This window comes from Kitasatospora sp. NPDC028961, from assembly GCF_055564815.1.
On sequence record NZ_JBVHVO010000004.1, the window covers coordinates 378,994 to 395,823 of the forward strand.

The 16,830-nt window shown below is 74.6% G+C and carries 14 protein-coding genes; 8 read left to right on the forward strand and 6 right to left on the reverse strand.

The genetic code is table 11. From position 1 onward, the window contains the following. The first annotated feature begins 120 nt into the window (after positions 1 to 120). The 3 genes from ACZ4UX_RS11950 to ACZ4UX_RS11960 all read left to right on the forward strand — a co-directional run bounded on the left by ACZ4UX_RS11950 (position 121) and on the right by ACZ4UX_RS11960 (position 2,888). A complete protein-coding gene (locus ACZ4UX_RS11950; protein WP_465706529.1) occupies positions 121 to 1,062 on the forward strand; it encodes a thiamine pyrophosphate-dependent dehydrogenase E1 component subunit alpha in 942 nt (313 codons plus the stop codon). After that, the gene (locus tag ACZ4UX_RS11955) at positions 1,059 to 2,021 is read left to right on the forward strand and encodes an alpha-ketoacid dehydrogenase subunit beta (protein WP_359807060.1); all 963 of its coding nucleotides are present in this window, start codon (positions 1,059 to 1,061) and stop codon (positions 2,019 to 2,021) included. The genes ACZ4UX_RS11950 and ACZ4UX_RS11955 overlap by 4 nt, the downstream gene beginning before the upstream one ends. Positions 2,022 to 2,096: 75 nt before the next feature. Then, on the forward strand, positions 2,097 to 2,888 hold the full coding sequence (locus tag ACZ4UX_RS11960) for a DUF3050 domain-containing protein (protein WP_329491289.1): 792 nt from the start codon (positions 2,097 to 2,099) through the stop codon (positions 2,886 to 2,888). Positions 2,889 to 3,044: 156 nt separating this feature from the next. Here ACZ4UX_RS11960 and ACZ4UX_RS11965 read toward each other — a convergent pair whose 3' ends face one another. Beyond that, positions 3,045 to 4,394, reverse strand: coding sequence for an acyltransferase (locus ACZ4UX_RS11965; protein ID WP_465706530.1), 1,350 nt, complete (start codon positions 4,392 to 4,394; stop codon positions 3,045 to 3,047). Between the two features lie 227 nt (positions 4,395 to 4,621). Here ACZ4UX_RS11965 and ACZ4UX_RS11970 point away from each other — a divergent pair, with 227 nt between their 5' ends. The 3 genes from ACZ4UX_RS11970 to ACZ4UX_RS11980 all read left to right on the forward strand — a co-directional run bounded on the left by ACZ4UX_RS11970 (position 4,622) and on the right by ACZ4UX_RS11980 (position 8,777). After that, positions 4,622 to 6,988, forward strand: a complete 2,367-nt coding sequence (locus ACZ4UX_RS11970; RefSeq protein WP_465706531.1) for an FHA domain-containing protein — start codon at positions 4,622 to 4,624, stop codon at positions 6,986 to 6,988. Between the two features lie 95 nt (positions 6,989 to 7,083). Continuing rightward, positions 7,084 to 7,698, forward strand: coding sequence for a hypothetical protein (locus ACZ4UX_RS11975; RefSeq protein ID WP_465706532.1), 615 nt, complete (start codon positions 7,084 to 7,086; stop codon positions 7,696 to 7,698). A gap of 95 nt (positions 7,699 to 7,793) precedes the next feature. After that, entirely contained in the window at positions 7,794 to 8,777 is a 984-nt protein-coding gene (locus ACZ4UX_RS11980; RefSeq protein WP_465706599.1) for a serine/threonine-protein kinase, read from the forward strand. Positions 8,778 to 8,796: 19 nt separating this feature from the next. Here the strand turns inward: ACZ4UX_RS11980 and ACZ4UX_RS11985 are convergent, their stop codons facing one another. Beyond that, a complete protein-coding gene (locus tag ACZ4UX_RS11985) occupies positions 8,797 to 10,140 on the reverse strand; it encodes a streptophobe family protein (RefSeq protein ID WP_465706533.1) in 1,344 nt (447 codons plus the stop codon). Positions 10,141 to 10,342: 202 nt separating this feature from the next. On the opposite strand from ACZ4UX_RS11985, the gene ACZ4UX_RS11990 reads away from it, so the two are divergent. Then, on the forward strand, positions 10,343 to 11,731 hold the full coding sequence (locus ACZ4UX_RS11990; protein ID WP_465706534.1) for a DUF6777 domain-containing protein: 1,389 nt from the start codon (positions 10,343 to 10,345) through the stop codon (positions 11,729 to 11,731). A gap of 192 nt (positions 11,732 to 11,923) precedes the next feature. Then, positions 11,924 to 13,396: an MFS transporter gene (locus ACZ4UX_RS11995; RefSeq protein WP_465706535.1), complete on the forward strand. Its 1,473-nt coding sequence runs from the start codon at positions 11,924 to 11,926 to the stop codon at positions 13,394 to 13,396. 130 nt (positions 13,397 to 13,526) lie between these two features. Here the strand turns inward: ACZ4UX_RS11995 and ACZ4UX_RS12000 are convergent, their stop codons facing one another. The 4 genes from ACZ4UX_RS12000 to ACZ4UX_RS12015 form a co-directional block, all read right to left on the reverse strand. After that, positions 13,527 to 14,096, reverse strand: coding sequence for an SRPBCC domain-containing protein (locus tag ACZ4UX_RS12000; protein WP_380387758.1), 570 nt, complete (start codon positions 14,094 to 14,096; stop codon positions 13,527 to 13,529). A gap of 110 nt (positions 14,097 to 14,206) precedes the next feature. Next, positions 14,207 to 14,899 carry an alpha/beta fold hydrolase gene (locus ACZ4UX_RS12005; RefSeq protein ID WP_465706536.1) on the reverse strand — a complete coding sequence of 231 codons (693 nt, stop codon included), beginning with the start codon at positions 14,897 to 14,899 and terminating at the stop codon, positions 14,207 to 14,209. A 111-nt stretch (positions 14,900 to 15,010) separates the two neighbouring features. Further along, entirely contained in the window at positions 15,011 to 15,454 is a 444-nt protein-coding gene (locus tag ACZ4UX_RS12010) for a type II 3-dehydroquinate dehydratase (RefSeq protein WP_329491280.1), read from the reverse strand. Further along, positions 15,451 to 16,818 (reverse strand): cation:proton antiporter, encoded by a 1,368-nt coding sequence (locus ACZ4UX_RS12015; protein ID WP_465706537.1) that lies wholly within the window; start codon positions 16,816 to 16,818, stop codon positions 15,451 to 15,453. Before ACZ4UX_RS12015 ends, ACZ4UX_RS12010 begins: the two co-directional genes overlap by 4 nt. Between the last annotated feature and the right edge of the window lie 12 nt (positions 16,819 to 16,830).

Consider the following 16,830-nt stretch of genomic DNA (forward strand, 5'->3'; position numbering starts at 1 on the left):
GGGGGGACCCCTGCGCTGTGGTTAGAGGCCCCCCCCACACGGTCTCCCTTGGTGTCCCCCCCCCCCCCCCCCCCCCCCCCCGGGCCCGCGCCGCTGGGCACCCCCGAGCAGCGGTACCGGATGCTGCGGCTGATCCGCGGCTTCGAGGAGCAGGCGCTCACCCTGGTGAAGTCCGGGGTGATCACCGGCGGCATCCACCCCTACATCGGCCAGGAGGCCGTGGCGGTCGGCGTCTGCGCCGCGCTGGGCCCGGGCGACCGGCTCACCTCCACCCACCGCGGGCACGGCCACGTGCTCGCCCGGGGTGTCGACCCCCGCCGGCTGCTCGCCGAACTGGCGGGCCGGGTCGACGGGTTGAACCGGGGCCGGGGCGGCTCGATGCACGCCGCCGACCTCTCGCTGGGCATCCTGGGCGCCAACGGCATCGTCGGCGCCGGTGCGCCGATCGCGGTCGGCGCCGCCTGGGCGGCCCGGCAGGCCGGCGACGACCGGGTGGCGGTCTCCTTCTTCGGTGACGGCGCGCTCAACCAGGGCGTCCTGCTGGAGTCGTTCAACCTGGCCGCGATGTGGCGGCTGCCGGTGGTCTTCGTCTGCGAGAACAACGGCTACGCCACCACCCTGCCGGCCGCCACCGCGGTCGCGGGCAGCGCGGTCGGCCGGGCGGCCGCCTTCGGCATCCCCGCCGTCACCGTCGACGGGATGGACACCGAGGCCGTCCGGGCCGCGGCCGAGGAGGCCGTCGCCCGGGCCCGGTCCGGCGGCGGCCCGGGCTTCCTGGAGTGCCGCACCTACCGCTTCGAGGGCCACCACACCATGGAACGCCGGATGAAGCTGCGCTACCGCACGCCGGAGGAGGTGGCCGACTGGCGGGCCCGCGACCCGCTGCCGCGCGCCGCGGCCGCGATCGGCGAGGCACGCGCCGCTGAGCTCGACGCCTCGGTGGCGGCCGAGCTGGCAGCCGCCGAGGAGTTCGCGCTCGCCTCCGAACTGCCCGACCTGGAGGGCGCGTTGGACTATCTGTACGCCGACGGACGGCGGCCGCGGGCGGGAGCGACGGGATGACCAGACTCTCCTACACCAAGGCGCTGAACCGGGCACTGGCCGACGAGTTGGCCGAGGACCCCGCGGTCTGCGTGTTCGGCGAGGACATCGGCGCCGGCCTGGCCGGTCCGACCCTCGGGCTGCTCGACCGCTTCGGGCCCGGGCGGATCGTCGACACCCCGCTCTCCGAACAGGCCTTCACGGCGATGGCGATCGGCGCGGCGCTGAGCGGCCGGCGGCCGGTGATCGAGTTCCAGATCCCCTCGCTGCTGTTCCTCGTCTTCGAGCAACTCGTCAACCAGGCCCACAAGTTCTCCCTGATGACCGGCGGCCAGGCCAGTGTCCCGCTGACCTGTGTGGTCCCCGGATCCGGCTCCCGGGACGGCTGGGCGGGCCAGCACTCCGACCACCCCTACAGCCTGTTCGCGCACGCCGGGGTGAAGACGGTGGTACCCGCCACGCCGACCGACGCGTACGGCCTGCTCCGCTCGGCCGTGCGCGACCCGGACCCGGTGGTGGTGTTCGCGCCGGCCGCCGCGCTGGCCGTGCGCGAGACCGTCACCTGGGCGCTGGAGCCGATCCCGCTCGGCTCGGCGCGCGTCCACCGCACCGGCACCGACGTCACCCTGGTCGCCGTCGGCCACCTGGTGCACGACGCGCTGGCGGTCGCGGAGGAGCTCGCCGACGAGATCTCGGTCGAGGTGCTCGACCCCCGTACGCTGCACCCCTTCGACTGGACGGCGCTGGCCGCCTCGTTGGAGCGCACCGGCCGGCTGGTGGTCGTCGACGACTCCAACCGCAGCTGCGGCATCGGCGCCGAGGTGCTGGCCACCGCCGCCGAGGAGATGCGGCTGATCGCCCCGCCCCGCCGCGTCACCCGCCCCGACGGCGCCGTCCTGCCGTTCGCCCCCGCCCTCGACCGCGCCCTCCAGCCCGGCCGGGAGCAGCTGCGGCACGCGCTGCGCGCCGTCATGAAGTAACCCGAGGGGTGCGCGCCCCCTGTCCGGCGCGCACCCCTCGTGGCAGAATCCCGTTCCCCCGTGAAGGAGCTCGACATGTCCACCAGCCGTTACCACTGGGACCGTTCGCACCCCGGCCTGACCGGTCTTCAGGAGGCCATCGACCCGCTGCGCCGCGAGGTCGTCGGCCACACCGTCTACGGCGGACTGACCAGCATCGGACACGTGCGCACCTTCCTGGACCGGCACGTCTTCGCCGTGTGGGACTTCATGTCGCTGCTGAAGAGCCTGCAGCGCGAGCTGACCTGCGTCGACGTGCCGTGGGTCCCGAACGGCCCGACCGCCAGCCGCCGGCTGATCAACGACATCGTGCTGGTGGAGGAGAGCGACGAGCTCGGCGAGGGCTTCACCAGCCACTTCGAGCTGTACGTCGAGGGCATGCGGCAGGCCGGCGCCGACCCGGCACCGGTCGAGGCCTTCCTGGAGCTGCTGCGCGCGGGCACCCCGGTGCCCGAGGCACTGAAGACCGCCGGGGTGCCGCAGGCCGCCGTGGACTTCACCGCGACCACCTGGGAGATCATCGAGAACGCGCCGGTGCACTGCCGCGCGGCCGCGTTCGCCTTCGGCCGCGAGGACCTCATCCCCGACATGTTCGCCCAGGTCATCAGCATCGACGACCCGGACGGCGCGCTCACCGTGTTCAAGGACTACCTGGCCCGGCACATCGAGGTCGACGGCGAGCAGCACACCCCGATGGCGATGCAGATGCTGATCGACCTCTGCGGCGACGACGACGCCAAGTGGGCGGCCTGCGCGGAGACCGTCCGGCTCGCGCTCAGCGCCCGGGTGCGGCTCTGGACGGCGATCGAGGAGGCCTTCCCGGCCTGACCGGCACCGGGACGGTACCGGAGGGCAGGGGAGGGCACGGGAGGGCACGCACCGCCTCGGTGCCCTCCGGGCCTCCGGAGCCCGGACCGACGCGAGGGGGTGGGCCCGACGGCCCACCCCCTCGTCGGCGTCGCCGTACGCGGCGGCCCGGCCCGGTCAGAGCACCTTCGCGAGGGTGGTGGCCAGCTCGGGCAGCACGTCGGCCGGGTCGCGGTGGCGGTGCAGTGCCGCCCGCCCCTCGGCGCTGCGCAGGCGGGCGGCCAACCGGGCCGGGAGCACTGCCGTAGTGAGCGATCCGGCGCCGTGGAACCCCTCCACCGTCCAGGAGACCCACGGCAGCGGGTAGTTGGCGGCCGGGCTGAAGAACACCGGCCGGTGGCCCTGGAAGGCGATCCGGTAGGCGCCGAACCGGCTCCAGTTGGAGAAGCTGAACCGGCGGTGCTCCGGGTCGAAGCCGAGCGGCACACAGTCGCGCAGCCGGGACCGCCCGATCGCCTCCAGGAAGGCCAGATTGGAGCGGAGGTTGAGGTGCCCGTCGGCGAAGCCCTCCAGGGCCTCGCGCAGGGCGGCCGCGAGGGCCGCCGGGCCGTCCTGCGGCGCGTGGGGCAGGTGGACGTCCCCCAGCAGGTTGCCGACCAGGGTCGGCGGCAGACCGAGCGGGCGGCGTGCGTTGACCGGGACGGTGAGCCAGCGGGTCTCGCCGTCCTCGTCCAACTCCCGCACCGTACTGACGACATGGGCGCAGAGCACGTCGCCGGAGGAAAGTCTTCGCCCTGCTGTCGCGCTGAACTCCTCGCGCATACGGGCGAGTTCGGCCTCGCCGAAGTACAGCTGGACGGTCCGGTTGGCGCGCGGCCCGGCCGCCACCGCAGCGGCCAGCACGGCGGCCTCGGCCGGGCCGGGCAGTCGGAACCCGGGCCGCCCGCAGTCCTCGGCGGGCAGCACCTTGCCGAGCAACGCGTCCTGGTCCTCGACCAGTTCGGCCTCGGGCAGCTCCTCGCCCTCCACCGCGGCGGACCAGGCGCGCATCAGCAGCATGAAGCTCTGCAGGTCACCGATCGCGTGGTGCCAGGAGCAGCCCAGCACCGTGCCGCCGGCCGAGGGCCGGGTGATCCGGACGGTGAGCAGCGGGACGCCGCCGGCCCGGGCGGCCGGGGCGTCCACCGGGTCGACCAGCGCGGCGCCGGCCGAGGCGACCCGGCCCATCGCCTCCGCCAGCGTGCCGTCGACGTCGTAACTGTCCATCGGTACACCGGAGTCGTCGCAGACGGCGGTCAGTTCCTCGCCGTCGGTGCGCAGCCGCCCGGCGAACACCGGGACCTGCGCCAGGGCCCGGGCGAGGCCGGCGGCGAGCCGGTCCTCGTCCAGGGTCTGTTCGAAGAAGAGGACCACCGAGACCGAGAGGTCGGCCAGCATGGTGTCCATCAGCCCGCAGCGCAGGCGGGTCCCCGGGGCCCGGCCGGCCCGGACCAGCCGGGAATCGCGCAACTGCGGCCAGAGACTCATCGGTCCATCCAGGGGCTCGCGGGGGGCCGCCCCGGAGCGCTCCGGGCGGCGGGCAGACGCTCCGGACGGCGTGGCAGACGCTCCGGACGATGGGGCAAACGATAGGGCAGCGGTCCGCTTCCGATCCAGTGGTCCAGTCCAATTGACTCGGGCTGGTCAAGGGCGGGAGCGCCCCCGGAGCCCCGCCGGGAACGCCGGGTCGCCCCGGCCGGACTAGAATCCGAACCATGGGAGAGCGCGCAGGCGCGCCCGTCGCGCCGCCTCTGGTCCTCGTCACCGACCGGGACTCGCAGCTGATCGATCCCGGCCGGTCGTACCACGTCGGCCGCGACCCGACCAGCGAGATCGTCATCGACGACCCGCGGGTCTCCTGGCACCACGCCGTCCTGCACACCAGTGACGGCCACTGGCTGCTGGACGACGTCGGCAGCACCAACGGCACCTTCACCGACGGCCGCCGGATCGACCACCAGGACGTCGGCCCCGGCACCCGGCTGCGGTTCGGCAACCCCGCCGACGGCCCCTCCGCGACCTTCGCCGGGCTGCCCGCGCCGGCCGGCCGCGAGCGGCCGTCGCTGATCGCCCCGCAGGCCTCCGGCGTCTTCCGGCAGCCCAGCGCGATCATCCGGCTCCCGGGCCGGACGGTGCGGATCGGCCGGGCCGACGACAACGACCTCGTCCTGGACGACCTGGTGGTCTCGCGCCACCACGCCGAGCTGCGCACCCTCCCCGACGGCGGGCACGAGATCGTCGACCTCGCCAGCCACAACGGCACCTACCTCAACGGCCGCCCGGTGGTCCGGGCCCCGGTCGGACCGGCCGACATCGTCGGCATCGGCCACTTCGCGCTCTGCCTGTCCGGCGACGAGCTGGTCGAGTACACCGACACCGGCGAGATCTCGCTGGACGTCCAGGGCCTGGTGGTCCGGGTCGGCCCCGACCGCCGGGTGCTGCTGGACGGCGTCGGATTCCCGCTCGCCGAGAAGGCCCTGCTCGCGGTGGCCGGGCCCAGCGGCGCCGGCAAGTCCACCCTGCTCAACGCCCTCACCGGGCTGCGCCCGGCCGACGAGGGCACCGTCCTCTACGACGGCCGCGACCTGTACCGCGACTACGCCGAACTGCGCCGCCGGATCGGCCTGGTGCCGCAGGACGACATCCTGCACACCCAGCTCAGCGTCCGCCGCGCGCTCTCCTACGCGGCCGAACTGCGCTTCCCCGGGGACACCACCAAGGCGGAGCGCGAGGCCCGGGTCGACGAGGTGATCCACGAACTCGGCCTGGACAGCCGGGCCGACCTGGTGATCTCCAGCCTCTCCGGCGGCCAGCGCAAGCGCGTCAGCGTCGCCCTGGAGCTGCTGACCAAGCCCTCCCTGCTCTTCCTCGACGAGCCGACCTCCGGGCTGGACCCGGGCATGGAACGCTCGGTGATGACGATGCTGCGCGGCCTCGCCGACGACGGCCGCACCGTCGTGGTGGTCACCCACAGCGTCCTGAGCCTGTCCGTCTGCGACCGGCTGCTGGTGCTGGCCCCGGGCGGGCGGACCGCCTACTACGGGCCGCCCGGCGAGGCCCTGGAGTTCTTCGGCTACTCCGAGTGGCCCGAGGCCTTCGAGGCCTTCGAGAGCGAGGACCACGCCGCCTGGCAGCGCAGGTTCCTGGCGTCCCCGCAGTACCAGCGGTACGTCGCCGCCGGCGCGGTGCCGGGCGTCCCCGCCGGGCGCCCGGCCGCGGTCGGCGGCAGCCCGATCGGACGGGAGAAGCCGCAGGGCTGGTTCTCCCAGCTGGGCACCCTGGTCCGCCGCTACACCGCGGTGCTGGCCGCCGACCGGCTCTTCCTCACCGTGATGATCGCCCTGCCGTTCATCATCGGCGTGATGTGCCGGGCGATGGCCGGCTCCCGGATCTCCCCCGACAACGCCATCAACGTGGTGCTCACCCTGTGCATCGGCGGGCTGCTCACCGGCTCCGCCAACGCGGTGCGCGAGATCGTCAAGGAACGGCCGATCTACCAGCGGGAACGGGTGGTCGGGCTCTCCAGATCGGCGTACCTGGTCTCCAAGGTGGTGGTGCTCGGCACCGTCACGGTGGCCCAGGCGGCCGTGCTGACCACGGTCGGCCTGGCCGGGGTGGACCTCAGCCCGACGCTGCCCAACGGGGTGACGGTGCACAGCGGCGTCGTGCTGCCGCCGCTCGCCGAGCTGATCCTGGCCGTCGCGATGCTCTCCTTCTCGGCCATGATGCTCGGCCTGCTGGTCTCCGCGCTGGTCCGCAAGGAGGAGGCCACCATGCCGATGCTGGTGCTCCTCTCGGTGGTGCAGATCGTCTTCAGCGGCGCCATGCTGAAGCTGCACGGAGTGCCCGGCCTGGAGCAGTTCGCCTGGCTGGTGCCGTCGCGCTGGGGTCTGGCCGCCATGGCCCAGACCGTCGACCTGCACACGGTCTTCCCGACCGCGATCACCGCGGACCCGCTGTTCCGCCCCGACCGCACCCGCTGGCTGCGGTGCCTGGGCATCCTGGTGGGCCTCTCGGTGGTGCTGGGCGGCGCCGTGCTGGCACTGCTGCGCCGGCAGGAGCCCTCGATCATGCGGAAGTGATCGGATGCGCGCGACCGGGACGCGGGGTGTGCAGGACGCAGGTGATCAGCTGGAAGTGATCACGCAGAAGTGAACGCCTCCGATGGACGGAGCCCATGGACGAATTCGCGTTCCGCCCGACCCATGTCGCCCCGCCGGACGGGATGGCCACCTGGACGGCCCCCGACCCGGCGCAGCCGGCCGCCCGGCTGGACCCGCTGCTGCCGGTCCAGCTGATCGCCCGGCAGGGTGACTGGGGGCACGTGCTCTGCTCCAACGGCTGGGCCACCTGGGTGGACGGCCGACTGCTGATCAACCTCCCGACGGCGCCGCCGGACGCCACCGGCCCGCCGGCCCGGACGGCCGACCCCCGCCCGGCGCTGGCCGAGGCCGAGGGCGCGCTGGCCCGCTACCGGGCGCTGCTGGAGGACCTCGCGGCCGGCAGCGCCGATCTGGAGACCTTCCGGGACCGGGCCCGCGGCCTGCGGATCGGGCTGGTCGTCGACGGCGAGGCACTCTGGCTGTTCGACCCGGTGCACGACCGCTGGTGCTACTGCGACGGCCTCCAGCTGCAGACCTACGCGGCGCCCGGGCGGCCGAACGCCTCCCCGGCCGCGACCCCGCGCCCGGCCGCCTCGCCCCCGCCCGCACCCGGCCCGGCGCCCTCGCCCTCGCCCTCGCCCGGCCGAGCCCCCACCGGGTACGAGCCGACCCGGACGGGTGAGCCGTGATCCCCCCGGAGGAGTCGGGCAGCGGTGAGCCCACCGGACCGCCGCCGCCGCCGACCGGCTCGCACACCGAGGAGGTCCCCGGTCTGCCGTCCGGCATGGTCGGGCGGCGGGTGGCCGGCTACCGGCTGGAGGCCGAGATCGGCCGGGGCGGCATGGCCGTCGTGTACCGGGCCAAGGACCTGCGGCTGGGCCGGACGGTCGCGGTGAAGCTGCTGGCGCCGGAGCTGGCCCGCAACGAGGTGTTCCGCCAGCGGTTCATCCACGAGTCGGAGGCCGCCGCCGCGATCGACCACCCGCACATCATCCCGGTGTTCGAGGCGGGCGAGACGGACGGGATCCTGTTCATCGCGATGCGCTTCGTGCACGGCGGCGACCTGCGCGGGCTGATGAACCGGGGCGGCGCGTTCACGGTCGGCCGGGCGGCCCGGCTGGCCCTGCAGATCGGCTCCGCGCTGGACGCCGCGCACGACCAGGACCTGGTCCACCGGGACGTCAAGCCGGGCAACGTGCTGGTCGCCGCGGGCACGGACAGCGAACACCCGGAGCACCTGTACCTGGCCGACTTCGGCCTCACCAAGAAGTCGCTCTCGCTCAGCGGCCTGACCACCGTCGGGCAGATCGTCGGCACCCTGGACTACGCGGCGCCCGAGCAGATCTCCGGACGCCCGCTGGACGGCCGCTGCGACCAGTACAGCCTGGGCTGTGTGGTCTTCGAGATGCTGGCCGGGACGCCGCCGTTCCGCCGGGAGAGCGACCTCGCACTGCTCTGGGCCCACCTCAACGACCCGCCGCCGACGCTGCGGGACCACCGCCCGGACCTGTCCGCCGAGGTGGACGCCGTGGTGGCCCGGGCACTCGCCAAATCACCCGAGCAGCGGTACGCCAGCTGCCTGCAGTTCGTCGCCGAGCTGCGCGCCGCCACCGCCGAGGCGCCCGGCCCCGCCACGCCCTGGCTGTCGGACGGACCGGCCACCCAGGTGCTCCCGGCGTACGGCGGCGCGGGCGGGCCGTACGTCTCGCCCCCGGTGCCGGAGCCGCCGGACTGGGCGACGCCGGTCGTCCACCCCCGGGGACGCTGAGGCGCGCGGGTCCCGGCCGTCAGCCGCCGTCCGCCGCGATCTCGCCGCGCCTGCTCCGGTGGGCCGCCAGCAGACCGCCGAGCAGGCCGGCGACCAGGCCCCAGGCCGCCGCCAGCGGCACCAGCAGCCAGAGCTGCGGGTCGAGCACGAGCGAGCCGCCGCCGAGGCCCGCGACCGGGTTGGTGTCGCCGAGCACGGAGCCGAGGAGGTCACCCAGCCCGCCGTCCCCGGCGCCGACCCCGAGCACCGAGAGGCCGTAGTCGGCGGAGACCCGCGACCAGACCCCCACCAGCAGCATCGTCACGGCCGCGGCCGCGCCCAGCCGGACGGCGTGCTGCCAGAGCCGGACCCCGCGCGGGGAGCGGTAGGCGGTGAGGAAGCCGGCCGCCAGCAGCAGCACGGCCGTCAGCGGCAGCAGCCACCAGACCCGGCCGTCCTGCTCCGCGAGAGTGCTCAGACTGATGGTGGCCGACTTGCCCTCGGGTGCGCGCAGCACCTCGGACAGCGACTCCGGGACGGGCAGCCCGACCGCCCCGACCAGGTGGCCGTGCCACTCGGCGCCCATCCCCAGCCCGAGGGCGAGCCAGACCAGGTTGGGCAGCGCCAGCAGGAGCAGGGCCAGCGTCGCCCGGGCGTCGCCGTGCACGACGGCGGTGACGAGCCCCGCCACCAGGCCGAGCACCACACAGGTGAGCAGCACCAGCAGCATCGCGAACGCGGCCGGCCGGACGGCCTGCTGGAACGGCACCAGGCCGCGCGGCAGCGGCGCCCGGCGGGAGACCGCGAAGGTGGCCGCCAGGACCACCAGCAGCCAGAGCAGCCCGAGGCCGATGGTGCTCAGCGGCTCCGCGTGGAAGCCGATCTCGGGGGTCAGGCCGAGGGCGCCGCCGAGGTCCTGGACGAGGTCGTCGCCGAGCGGGACGACGAAGGTGTGCCGGGCGGCGAGGGTGATCAGCACCAGGGCCACCACCCAGACGGCCGCCGTCCGGGCCACCCGGCCGAGCAGTTCGGCGCCGCCGGCGACCGCCCGGAAGCGCAGCTGGCGCAGGAACACCTCCGCCATCACCAGGGCGCCGACCAGTCCGACGGTCAGCGGCATCGCGGTGATCCCGGCGTCCACCTGGGCGAAGAAGCCCGCCCCGCCGTCGAGCTGCACGGAGCCGCCGACGGCGAGCGCCAGCGCACCGGCCAGGACGTACGGGAAGCCGCCGCCCGGCAGGGAGCCGGCGCCGGCGGCCCAGAGGCCGAGGGCGGCCACCGCCGCCATCGCGGCGATCCCGGCGAGGACGACCGCCGACGCGTCCAGCCAACCGCGCAGAACGCCGGGCGGGCCGGGCGCCGTGGTGGGGGGCTCCTGGGGCATGCGGGCTCCTGGTGGACTCGGGTGCCCCCCTCGCGTCTGAGTCCAGCGTCACCCAGGACCGGGCCGCGCGCGCTGTGTGCGCACGGCGAGCCGGCGGTGGCGTGCTGTTGCGGCGGTTGCCGGGCGGGGGCAGAAATGGAAGCCAGTGGCAGGAGCCTTCTGTGCCGGTCGTTTCGCCGGCCGCCCGCGAAACGGAGCCTCGATGAGTTCCCAACCGCCCCTCTCCGGGCCCCCGTCCGGCCCGCCGTCCGGCCCGCTCTCCGGGCCGCCGTCCAGCGGCCCGCCGGGACCGCCGTCCGTTCCCCCGTCCGGGCCGTCCGGGCCGGGCGGCTCCTCGGCCGGTGGGCCGGGCGGGCGTCCGACGCCGTGGTGGCGGTCCCGCACGAAGCTGGCGCTGGCCGGGGGTACCGCGGCGCTGGCCGTGCTGGCGACGGTGCTGATCGTCAACAGCGGCGGCGGGAGCGGTACGCCCAGCGATGCCATCCCGGCCGCGAACGAGGTGGCGCTGCAGACGCCGGGCGATCCGGGGCCGGCGCCGTTCACCCAGTCGGTCGAGACCACCGCGGTCTCCGCTCCCGCGTCGGCCCCGGGCAGTCCGGGCGGCGCCACGAAGAGCACCGCCGCGGCCTCGCCGAGCGGCATCCACACCGTGCAGGGCTCCTCGGCCGGGCTCTACGCCGGCGAGAAGTCCAAGCCGGCCTGCGACGTCGAACGGCTGATCTCCATGACGTCGACCGGGGACACCGGCCGGGCCTGGGCGGCCGCCCAGGGGATCGAGCAGTCCGCCATCCCGGGCTATCTGCGCTCGCTGACCTCCGCCTACCTGCGGGTGGACACCCGGGTCACCAACCACAGCTACAAGGGCGGGGCGTCGGTCGCCTACCAGTCGGTGCTGCAGGCCGGTACCGCCGTCCTGGTCGACGCGCAGGGCGTACCGCGGGTGCGCTGCAGCTGCGGGAACCCGCTGAAGCCGCCGGAGCTGGTGAGCGACGCCAAGTACACCGGCAAGTCGTGGGCCGGCTTCCAGCCGTCCTCGCTGGTCATCGTGGTGGCGGCGCCGAAGCCGGTGACGGAGCTCGTCCTGGTGGACATCACCACCGGTGGCTGGTTCGCCCGGGTGACCGGGCAGATCAAGGTGGTGGACAAGACGGTCCAGCCGCCGGAGGTCCTGGTGCCGGGCATCCCGCCGGCCGCTCCGATGAAGCCGGTCTCCCCGTCGGCGTCGATGTCGGGCTCCACCTCGGGTTCGGGCTCGCCCTCGACCTCCGGCTCGACCTCGGGCTCGACCGGTCCGTCGACCGGGTCGGCCTCGGCCTCCAGCTCCTCGGGCACGCCGTCCGGGCCGTCCTCCGGCCCGTCGTCCTCGGCGAGCACCGGTTCGGCGTCGGCCTCGTCGTCGACCAAGTCCGCCGGCCCCACCTCGTCCTCGCCGCCCGGCCCGTCCACCGCCAGCGTGACGCCCTCCACGGCGACGGCGTCCGCGAACTCGGCGACGGCGTCCGGGCCGACGGTGGCCACGGCGACCTGTGCGACCGTCGCGCCCTCGACCCTCCCGCCCTGCCCCGGCGCCACGGGCAGCACGCCCAGCTGACCGGCCACTCCCCCCAGCGGCGGGGCGCCTCGGATCCACCGGGCGCCCCGTCGCTGCGTCACACCCTCGACCTGCATAGTTGGATTATCAAACGCACAGCGCTACAGTGAGTCGCGATGTCAAACCCACGCCCCTTGGGAGCTCTCGTGACCGCCCCCCGCACCGCCGCGCCCCGCACCCCGGAGGTGCCCGATGCCGCGCACTGACCGCACCGGGACCGTGCTGCTGGCCGCCTGCCTCGGCCTCTTCACCGTCTTCATCCAGACCACCCAGACCATCGGCACGCTGGGCGCGGTCCGCGCCGACCTCGGCCTCGACGCCGCGGACCTGGTCTGGATCCCGAGCATGTACACCCTGGTGGTGGCCTCCGTCGTACTGGGCGGCGGCGCGTTCGCCGACCGCTGGGGCCGCCGGCGGATCTTCCTGCTGGGCGCGCTCGCGATGGGCGCCGGCGGGGTGGTCCTGGTGTTCGCCGGGAGCCTGTCCACCGTCCTGCTCGGACAGGCGGTGGCCGGACTCGGCGGCGCGCTGATCACCCCCAGCTCGCTCGCCCTGGTGACCGACGCCTTCCCCGACCCGCGCCGGCGGGCCGGCGCGATCGCCGCCTGGGCCGCCGCCTCCGGCCTCGGCCTCGCCCTCGGGCCGATCACGGCCGGGCTGGCGCTGCGCTGGTCGACCTGGCACACCGCGTTCTGGCTCGGCCCCGTGATCGCCGCGCTCGCCGGCGCCGCCGCCCTGTTCGGCGTGACCGAGTCCCGGGCCGAGGGCGTCCGCCTGGACTGGCCCGGGCAGATCCTCGCCACCGGCGGGCTCGCCCTGCTCATCTACTGGCTGATCGACGGCGGCCACCACAGCTACCTCGGCGGCGCCCCGCTGGCCGCCGCCCTCGGCGCGGCCGTCCTGCTCGCCGCCTTCGCCGTGGTCGAACTGCGCCGCACCCACCCGCTGCTCGACCTGCGGCTGATGCGCGACCCCTCGTACAGCGCGGCGCTGCTGCTGGCCGGCACCGTCCTGTTCGGCTTCGTCGGCCTCGCCATGCTCCAGGTGCTCTGGCTACAGCAGGTGCGCGGACTGACCGCGCTCCAGGTGGGCGTCCAACTCCTCACGGAATTCGGCATGTTCATCCTGGCCTCGGCGGTCGCCGGGATCCTCGGGCCACGGTTCGGCGCGGCCCGGCTCATCATCACCGGGCTGCTGCTGGCGGCGGCGGGCGCCGGCCTGTTCGCCACCGTCGGACCGGCCGACGGGTTCGGCGGCTACGCCCCGGCGCTGGTGCTGTTCGGCTTCGGCTGCGGCCTGGCCGGCGCGCCCTCGACCGCGCTGGCGGTCGGCCATGTGCCGCGCGGCAAGGAGGGCGCGGCCGCCGGCACGGTCAACGCCGCCCGCCAGGTCGGCGCGGTGCTCGGCACCAGCGTCCTCGGCACCCTGATGACCAGCCGCTTCGGCGAGCGGCTCGGCGCCCTCCGGAACCCGCGGCCGCAGGACGTGGCCCAGGCCTTCACCGACGCCGTCGGCCGCGCGGCCTCGGTCGCCGCGATCGTCCTCCTCGCCGGCGCGGCCGCGGGCGCCCTCCTCCTCGCCCTCGCCCGGCGCCGCCGTCCCGCGCCGAGCCCGGCGGAGCCGGAGCCGGCCACCCTCACCGCGGTGCGCGCCTCGAGCACCTGACGCTCCGTCGCCCCCGCGCGAGCGGCTCCCGGCCGCCACCCGAGTCCCGGCGCGGCCGGGGGTCCGGGCGGCCTCCTCGACAGGGGGCCGCCCGTGCCGGCTGCGCCTCTCGCGAGAAACTGACGAAGGGTCAGGACTCTTCGGGGCGGATCTTCGCCAGGCCCCGGTAGCGCTCCGGGTCGACGACGGCGGACAGTCCGTTGAGCATCAGCCGGGTGCCGCCCTGGAGGTGGGCGGTGTCCTGGGTGCCGTCCCCGCTCAGCACCAGGTACGCGTACTGCTCGGTCCAGTCGAGCCGGGATCCGGCGCCCTGGGCGGCGAGTTCGAGCGTCACCAGGGAGACCCAGCGGCGCAGGCCGTCCACGTGGGCCTCGTACACGTAGACGATGCGCTCGCCGGGCACGATGTCGTGGAACCGGGAGCGGTACTCGAGCCGCTCCTCGATGTCCCCGGAGACGAACAGGTTGGTCGCCACCTCGCTGCCGCCGACCCGGAAGTCCAGCGCGTGGGTGGCGTGCTTCGAGGAGCCGGGGAGGCGGAACCAGCGGGTGCGCAGCGCGGGCTCGGCGAAGGCCGCGAAGACCTGCTCCGGCGGCGCCGAGAAGCCGACCTGCAGGGCGAAGGAACCGTGGACGACCTGCGGTTTCCCGTCGGTCGGAGAAGTGCCCTCATGTGCGTGATCAAGGCGGCCAGAGCTCACGCGGCGACACTACCACGCAGGCCGATCACCGTTCGGCCGCTCGGCCGGCGACCGTGTCGCGTCGCCGGCCGAACAACCTGATCAAACGTCAACTTCCGTTGCCCATAGGGTCAGATCCAGCCTTCGAGGGAGGCCAGGAAGCCGTCCAGGTCGTCCCGGTGGATGCAGTGACCGGTGTCCGGCACGTACCGCACCTCGAACCCGCTCGCGCGCAGGGTCTCGGCCAGCTCGTCCGGGACGAGGTGGTGGTCGCCGGCGCCCTGGACCAGCGAGGGCACGACCGGGCGGGCCGGTACGTAGCTGTGCGAGCTCTCCAGCCAGTCGACGGCCCGGACGTCCCACCGCGCGTACCCGGCGAGCTCGGCCTCGATGTCCTCGGGCTGCCAGCGCGGGAACATCGGACGGATGGCCTCGGCGGTCGCCACCTTGGTGAACTGGGCGAACTCGCGGATCTCCGCGACCGCCTTCTCGGTGAAACGCCAGGCGGGGTCGCTGTAGACCACCTTGGCCGGGCGCAGCCCCTCCACCGCCAGCGAGAGCACCGAGGCGCCGAAGGAGTGGCCGATCGCGAGGTCGGCGCCGGCCGGCAGCGACTCCACCAGGTCGGCGGCGAGCAGCTCCGGCGAGTAGGAGTCGGCCTGCGGGCTCTCGCCGTGGCCGCGCAGGTCCGGCATGATCACCCGGTAGCCGCGGTCGGCCAGCCGGGGCGCCACCCGGCTCCAGGTGTCCGACGACGAGATGATGCTGTGGACGAGCAGGGCGACCTTGTCGCCGTCGCCGACTTCGTGGAGCTTGAGCCTCATGGGCCGGGTCTTCCTCTCAACGCGTGGTCCGGACGGTCCGGAGGTGTCTGACGGGCCGGCGGTGTCCGGCGGCCGTACGCGGCGGGCCGGCCGCGGCGGCCCGGCGGGTCGTCAGCGGTCGGCGGCGGTCAGGTGCACCAGGGCGCGGGCCGCCAGGCGGTAGCCGAAGGCGCCGAGGCCGACCACCACACCGCCGGCCAGCGGGGCGATCACCGACTCGTGCCGGAACTGCTCGCGCGCCCAGACGTTGCTCAGGTGCACCTCGACCCAGGGCTGCGGATAGCTCGCCAGCGCGTCGCGCAGGCTCCACCCGGCGATCATCAGCGCGCCGGGGTTGACCACCGCGCCGACGCTGCTGAGCCGGTGCTCGTGGATGGCCCGGACGAGGTCGCCCTCGGAGTCGTGCTGGATCGAGCGGACCTCCCAGCCCACGCCGCTCACCTCCTCGGCGACGGCCTTCTCGATGTCGGCCAGCGTGTCGGTGCCGTAGATCTCCGGCTCGCGCTGGCCGAGGATCCCGAGGTTGGGGCCGTTCAGGAGAAGCATCGTGGTCATGAGTCACCTCGCTGGTCGGAGACGCGGATCGCGCCGGGTGCCCGGTCGGGGGTCTGTACCGGGTCGGTGTGCTGGTCGCCCAGGCCGAGTTCGGCCCCGGCCACCTCCTCGGCGCGGGTCATCGCGTACCGCAGGATGGGCGGCGCCATCAGCGAGGTCACGATCGCGACGAGGATGATGAGGGTGTACGTCTCGGTGTTCAGGACGCCGAGCCGCAGGCCGGTCATCGCGACGATCACCTCGACGACGCCGCGGGAGTTCATCCCGGCGCCGAGCGCCAGCGCCTCCCAGCGGTTGAGCCGGCTGAGCCTGGCCCCGATGAAGGCCCCCACGAACTTGCCGAAGATCGCCACGGCGAGCACCGCGACCGCGACGCCCAGGACGATCGGGCGGCCCAGCGCGGTGAGGTCCATCCGCAGGCCGGCGGTGGCGAAGAAGAGCGGGGCCAGGAAGGCCAGCACCGTGGTCCGCAGCGGCTCCAGCTTCGCCGGGTCCAGCTCGCCGCTGGTGCCGATCAGCACACCGCAGACGAAGGCGCCGAAGATGGCCTCCAGGTGCATCGCCTGCGTCGCCGCCGCGCTGAACAGCACCAGCACCACGGCGGTGGCGATCGTCGGCATCGGGCCCTCCGACCGGCCGGCCGCGCGCAGGGCCCGGCCGACCAGCGGGCGGCCGACCACCAGGGCGAAGACCACCACGCCGATCGGGTACAGCACCGCGGCGGTGACCACCCCGGCGGTCAGCCCGGCGGTGGCCATCGCCGAGACGACGGAGAGCAGGAACCAGCCCACCACGTCGTCGACCACGCCCGCGGCCAGGATGAGCTGGCCGATGTCGCGGTGCAGCAGCTTCATGTCCAGCAGGGTCTTGGCGATCACCGGGATCGCCGTGACGCACATCGCCACGCCGAGGAAGAGCGCGAACACCGCCGGGTCCGCGCCGCTCGGCAGGAAGGACCGCGGCAGCAGGTAGCCGGTGCCGATCCCGAGGCCCAGCGGCAGCAGCAGGCCCGCGATGCTGACCCGGGCCGCGGTCAGCCCGCGCCGGCGGACCAGGGCGAACTTCAGCTCCGCGCCGGTGACCCCGACGAGCAGCAGCACGCCGAGCTGCCCGACCGCGTCCAGCAGGTGCAGCTGGTCCGGCTTCTGCGGCAGCAGCCAGTCGGAGAAGCCCGGCAGCAGCGGTTCGAGGACCGAGGGCCCGAGCAGGACGCCCGCGCACAGCTCACCGGCCACCGCGGGCAGGTTGAAGCGCTGGGCCAGGCGGCCGAGGACGAGTGCCAGGAGGAGCAGCACCGCGACCTGGAGGAGGAACACCAGGAGCGAGTGCTGGCCGATCGTCGGCACGGGTGCGGCGGTTCGCATGTCGACCCATTC

Excerpts from the sequence above, each read along its gene's own strand:
- ACZ4UX_RS11975 (WP_465706532.1), top strand. The coding sequence starts at position 7,084 with ATGGACGAATTCGCGTTCCGCCCGACCCATGTCGCCCCGCCGGACGGG.
- ACZ4UX_RS12015 (WP_465706537.1), bottom strand. The coding sequence starts at position 16,818 with ATGCGAACCGCCGCACCCGTGCCGACGATCGGCCAGCACTCGCTCCTG.
- ACZ4UX_RS11990 (WP_465706534.1), top strand. The coding sequence starts at position 10,343 with ATGAGTTCCCAACCGCCCCTCTCCGGGCCCCCGTCCGGCCCGCCGTCC.
- ACZ4UX_RS11955 (WP_359807060.1), top strand. The coding sequence starts at position 1,059 with ATGACCAGACTCTCCTACACCAAGGCGCTGAACCGGGCACTGGCCGAC.
- ACZ4UX_RS11950 (WP_465706529.1), top strand. The coding sequence starts at position 121 with ATGCTGCGGCTGATCCGCGGCTTCGAGGAGCAGGCGCTCACCCTGGTG.
- ACZ4UX_RS11960 (WP_329491289.1), top strand. The coding sequence starts at position 2,097 with ATGTCCACCAGCCGTTACCACTGGGACCGTTCGCACCCCGGCCTGACC.
- ACZ4UX_RS11980 (WP_465706599.1), top strand. The coding sequence starts at position 7,794 with ATGGTCGGGCGGCGGGTGGCCGGCTACCGGCTGGAGGCCGAGATCGGC.
- ACZ4UX_RS12005 (WP_465706536.1), bottom strand. The coding sequence starts at position 14,899 with ATGAGGCTCAAGCTCCACGAAGTCGGCGACGGCGACAAGGTCGCCCTG.
- ACZ4UX_RS11985 (WP_465706533.1), bottom strand. The coding sequence starts at position 10,140 with ATGCCCCAGGAGCCCCCCACCACGGCGCCCGGCCCGCCCGGCGTTCTG.
- ACZ4UX_RS12010 (WP_329491280.1), bottom strand. The coding sequence starts at position 15,454 with ATGACCACGATGCTTCTCCTGAACGGCCCCAACCTCGGGATCCTCGGC.
- ACZ4UX_RS11970 (WP_465706531.1), top strand. The coding sequence starts at position 4,622 with ATGGGAGAGCGCGCAGGCGCGCCCGTCGCGCCGCCTCTGGTCCTCGTC.
- ACZ4UX_RS11965 (WP_465706530.1), bottom strand. The coding sequence starts at position 4,394 with ATGAGTCTCTGGCCGCAGTTGCGCGATTCCCGGCTGGTCCGGGCCGGC.
- ACZ4UX_RS11995 (WP_465706535.1), top strand. The coding sequence starts at position 11,924 with ATGCCGCGCACTGACCGCACCGGGACCGTGCTGCTGGCCGCCTGCCTC.